General features: G+C 63.2%; 3 protein-coding genes. 1 reads left to right on the top strand and 2 read right to left on the bottom strand.

The window, feature by feature from the left end; genetic code table 11:
- Positions 1 to 32: 32 nt before the first annotated feature.
- The gene (locus EN935_RS28415) at positions 33 to 869 is read left to right on the top strand and encodes a PhzF family phenazine biosynthesis protein (RefSeq protein WP_127264381.1); all 837 of its coding nucleotides are present in this window, start codon (positions 33 to 35) and stop codon (positions 867 to 869) included.
- Positions 870 to 881: 12 nt separating this feature from the next.
- Here EN935_RS28415 and EN935_RS28410 read toward each other — a convergent pair whose 3' ends face one another.
- Together EN935_RS28410 and EN935_RS28405 are read right to left on the bottom strand one after the other, a co-directional pair.
- Positions 882 to 2135, bottom strand: coding sequence for an LLM class flavin-dependent oxidoreductase (locus EN935_RS28410; RefSeq protein WP_127264383.1), 1254 nt, complete (start codon positions 2133 to 2135; stop codon positions 882 to 884).
- Positions 2132 to 3148, bottom strand: a complete 1017-nt coding sequence (locus EN935_RS28405) for an LLM class flavin-dependent oxidoreductase (RefSeq protein WP_127264385.1) — start codon at positions 3146 to 3148, stop codon at positions 2132 to 2134. Before EN935_RS28405 ends, EN935_RS28410 begins: the two co-directional genes overlap by 4 nt.
- Positions 3149 to 3182: the final 34 nt, after the last annotated feature.

Genomic DNA, 3182 nt, shown 5'->3' with positions numbered 1-3182 from the left:
ATCCACCGGCCTTGCAGCATGGGCGAAGGCATATGGACGTTTTGAAAATCGCGGCCTTTTCGGATGGCAACACCGGCGGCAACCCTGCCGGAGTCTTGATCAGCGATATCTTGCCCGATGCGGCCGACATGCAGCTTCTGGCGGCGCAGGTCGGATTCTCGGAAACCGCCTTTGCCGCTCCTGAAGGCGACGGCTGGCGGGTCCGTTATTTCTCGCCGGAAACGGAAGTTCCCTTTTGCGGGCATGCCACCATCGCGCTTGGTGCGGCGCTGGTCCGGCAGTTTGGCGATGGAGTTTTCCCGCTGACCCTGAACCAGGCCAGCATAACCGTCGAAGGGTTTCGCGATGGTGTAAATGTCGCTGCCGCGCTGCAGTCGCCACCGACACGCAGCAAACCGGCCTCGCCTGAGCTGATTTCCGAAGCGCTGGCGTTGTTCGGTTACACCTCCAGCGATCTCGATCCGGCCATTCCACCGGCGCTGATCCATGGCGGCGCAGACCATCTTGTGCTTGCCCTCAAGTCGCGGCAGGCGCTGGCCGCCATGAGCTACGATCTGAAAGCCGGGCAAGCGCTGATGCGGCGAGAAGGGTTGGTGACGATCCTGCTGGCCTATGTGGAAACGCCACGGCTTTTCCACACGCGCAATCCGTTTGCCTCCGGCGGCGTCTATGAGGATCCGGCGACAGGTGCCTCGACGGCCGCCTTCGCCGGCTATCTGCGTGACATTGGCTGGCCGCATGGCGGCGCGATCGATGTCGTGCAAGGCGAGGACATGGGCATGCGCTCGCGTCTGCACGCTGACATTCCGCCAACGCCCGGAAGTTCGATCAGGGTTTCAGGCACCGCCCGAATGATGGACGAAGCATAGGCCCACGCATGCTCATGCCGGCCGTTTCAGACCCAGATGGTCGCGCAATGTGCGGCCCTCGTAGTCCGTCCGGAACAGGCCACGCCGCTGCAGTTCCGGCACAACGAGCGTGGCAAAGGCATCGAGTTCGCCGGGGAAGTAAGAGGGCATGACGTTGAAGCCGTCAGCCGCGCCACCTTCGAATCGCGCCTGCAGCTCGTCGGCGACCTGGGCCGCTGTGCCGACAATGCGCCAATGGCCGCGCGCGCCGGCAAAATGGCGGGCGAGCTGGCGAATGGAAAGATTGTCGCGGCGGGACTGCTCTATGACCAGCGCTTGCCGGCTCTTCATCCCCTCGCTCTCCGGCAGTTCCGGCAGCGGCCCATCGATCGGATAGCGCCACAGGTCGGAGATGCTGAGATAACTGGATAAAAGCGCAACGCCGACATCGTCGGGGATCAACTCCTGCAATTCCTCGTATTTTTCACGGGCCTTCGCCTCGGTCTCCGCCACAACTGGCGCGACGCCGGGCATGATCTTGATGTCGTCAGGCTCGCGCCCATAGGTGGCCATGCGCCCCTTGAGATCGTCATAGAAGGCCTTGGCTTCCTCGAAGGTCTGCGCCGCCGTGAACACCACATCGGCGGTGCGGGCGGCAAGGTCGCGGCCGACATCCGAGGCGCCGGCCTGGACCATCACCGGCGCGCCTTGCGGCGAGCGTGGCAGGTCAAGCGGGTCGCGAACCGAAAAGCTCTGGCCGTCGTGGCCAGAGCCGAGCTTCTCACGCCAAAGCCTGGCAACCACTTCGGCGAACTCACGCGCGCGCTCATAACGGTCGGCATGCGGACGCAAGCCGGTCGAGCCGAAATTCGCGGCTTCGATGGGGCTGGCCGAGGTGACCAGGTTCCAGCCGGCCCTGCCGCCGCTCAGATGGTCGAGCGACAGGAAGGTTCGCGCCAGCCCATAGGGCTCGTTGTAGCTTGTCGAGGCTGTTGAGACGAGGCCGATGCGGCTGGTCTGGGCGGCGAGCGCCGAAAGCAGGCTGATCGGCTCGAAACCGATCGAGCGCGATGTCTGGCTGGCGATACCGACATTGGCTTCGCGCAGGCCGGCGGCGTCCTCGCAGAACACCATGTCGAATTTCGCCGCCTCCGCTGTGCGTGCCAGCTGGATGTAATGGTCGATGTCGATGCCGGCGGTCACGTGTGCCTTGGGGTGGCGCCAGGCGGCGATGTGATGACCTGTCGCCCATAGGAAGGCGCCGAGCTTCATCTGGCCAGCGGTCATTGGTCACCTCCGCCGGCAAGCCCGAGGTGCGAGCGCAAAATTGTCCCGCGATAGTTCTCTCGAAACAGGCCACGCAGCCGCAGCGCCGGCAAGACCAGATCGACGAAATCGTTGAGTGCTGAGAGTTGTGCCGGCATCAGGATGTTAAACCCGTCGCAGTTTTTCGCCCGGAAACCTTTTTCCATGCTGTCGGCAATGGTCGGCTTGGCGGTGCCATTGGTGACGAGCGAGATATTCATCAGAAGCCTCACGGCATCCGGATCGCGTCCGCAGGCGGCGACGCGGCGCTTCAGTTCGTCATAGCGTGCTTGCGCATTCTCGATCGGTTCGTCGTCAAGCAGGATGACATCGGCGGTGCGGGCGGCAATATCGAAGTCGGATTCCCGCAGGCCCGACAAGACCAGCACCGGCGTGTCCTGTGGCGACCGTGCGACGTTCAGCGGTCCGCGCACGGAAAAGAACTCGCCCTTGTGCTCAAGCAGGTGCATCTTTTTGGGATCGTGGAAGCGGCCGCCGCTCTGGTCGAACAGGAGCGCGTCCGCATCCCAGCCGTTCCACAGGCCCTGAACGATGTCGATATATTCTCCGGTGCGGCGGCGGAAATCGCCTGATGAAAACCCCTCCGGCCGGCTAAAATTGGCCGCTTCGCGCGGATTCTGCGCCATGGTCGCGTTCCAGCCGGTGCGGCCATGGCTGATGATGTCGAGTGAAGCAAAACGGCGCGCCAGATTGTAGGGCTGGTGGGCAATTGTCGAGGCAGCGGCAACGAGGCCGATCCTGGTAGTCACTGTGGCCAGTGCGGCCAGCAACGTCGTCGCTTCGAAGGGCATCTGCCTACTTGCTGCATCGTTACTCGAAGCCGGCACGGAATCGGCAAGGAACACCATGTCCAGCCCAGCTGCTTCGGCCTTTTGCACGAAACCAGCCAGGCGGCTGAATTCCGGCTCCGGTGATGGATCGGCGGTTCCCGCAAACAGCGAAACGGCAAGATGCATTGTGGCGCCGTTGTCCATCGATGGTCCCTGCAAGACGAAAATCGACCTGAAC

Source organism: Mesorhizobium sp. M7D.F.Ca.US.004.03.1.1 (assembly GCF_003998635.1).
GTDB classification, from domain to species: Bacteria; Pseudomonadota; Alphaproteobacteria; order Rhizobiales; family Rhizobiaceae; genus Mesorhizobium; species Mesorhizobium loti.
Note: the sequence above shows the minus strand (reverse complement) of the source record. Positions and strands in the feature narration are given on the sequence as shown.